Here is a 1,204-nt window from a genome sequence, read left to right as displayed (position 1 = left end):
CGTCGCCGCGGCCATGGGCATGTACTGGCTGTACATGGCCTGGACCGGCTACAAGGCAGTGGATGACACGGTCTGGGCACGCAAGCTGTTCGTGTTCTCGATCTTCACCATTACCGCGTTGAGCGTGGCGATGTCCCTGGACTTCAAAGTGCCGGCGGAGTTGTTGTTGACGTACGCGCCTTAAGCGTCGGATTGCTGTAAAGAAAAACCCCGCCCTTTGAGAGAAGGTGCGGGGTTTTTTGTTGGGGGGAAATCTGTGTGTGACGCCGGTCCAAAGGTGGGAGCGACTCGGTTTGACAGAACAAATTCGATTACAGACTGAAGCTGCCACTGAAGAAAATATTGAGAAAAACTCCCAAAATTAAGATTTTCTTGGCCTACTTAAGAAAAAGTACGCGGCCAGACAAAAAATGAGGATTAGCAATAAGTGCATCAAATGACTATCTGCGAACTGAAAGCCCCGCATTTCGAAAGAAGCGCGGGGCTTATTCATTCAGGCGCGGTTGTTACATGGTGCATCAAGTACCTTCACCACGTCATCGATGATCGCCTTGCTCATGTCCTGCAAGAAATGCGAGGCCCAGGCGTGTCGGTCGGTGTTGCGAATCATGGCCGCGTCCGAGGCGAGCAGTTTGGCGAGGTGGAGCAGGTCGGAGGCGTGGGAGAGGGCGGTGATGACCGGGACACCGGCGTTGATGCGAAATAGTGGTTCGTTAGCGTGATAGGAGAAAGGGGTGAGGCCGATGGTTTTCAGGTCTTGGGGATTGGTCATTGGGGTTCACCTCCTGGTGGTTTGGAGGTGGTGGGGGATAACCGATGAAGCGGATAAGGAGGTCTTGATAGCTTTCATTTGTAACTCCTGCATATGTGATGCTGCCCCATTCGTTATCAGGCGAATAGGTGGCAGCTGAGCGCAGGCTGATAAACCGGAGATGCAGGACCCGGCAGACCCGAAGGTCTCCCACGCACAGCCGCCATTACACGAAATTCCGGACGTAAAAAAAACGCCGACAATCGTGAGTTTGCCGCAGTTGCGTACACATCTTACCCGGGTTATCAGGCCCGGTCGCTGAATTGGCAGCGACGGGGCGAAGTTAGTCGGTGAGGGTGAGATCGGCAATCGTAGCGATCTGCTGGCGAAGATCTATCTGGACACCACAAACCCTGTGGGAGCGGGCTTGCCCGCGAAGGCGGAGTGTCAGGC

The 1,204-nt window shown here is 54.5% G+C and carries 1 protein-coding gene and 1 pseudogene; one reads left to right on the top strand and one right to left on the bottom strand.

Features of this window, described 5'->3' with window-relative positions; all coding sequences use genetic code 11:
• Positions 1–184: pseudogene (locus tag ACRESJ_RS15800) on the top strand (heme o synthase); the annotation flags it as partial.
• Positions 185–493: 309 nt separating this feature from the next.
• On the opposite strand, the gene ACRESJ_RS15795 reads toward ACRESJ_RS15800, so the two are convergent.
• Positions 494–772, bottom strand: coding sequence for a DUF3077 domain-containing protein (locus ACRESJ_RS15795; protein WP_431758733.1), 279 nt, complete (start codon positions 770–772; stop codon positions 494–496).
• Positions 773–1,204: the final 432 nt, after the last annotated feature.

Origin of the sequence: Pseudomonas sp., from assembly GCF_050739655.1 — a bacterium.
Classification (GTDB): Bacteria; Pseudomonadota; Gammaproteobacteria; order Pseudomonadales; family Pseudomonadaceae; genus Aquipseudomonas.
Note: the sequence above shows the minus strand (reverse complement) of the source record. Positions and strands in the feature narration are given on the sequence as shown.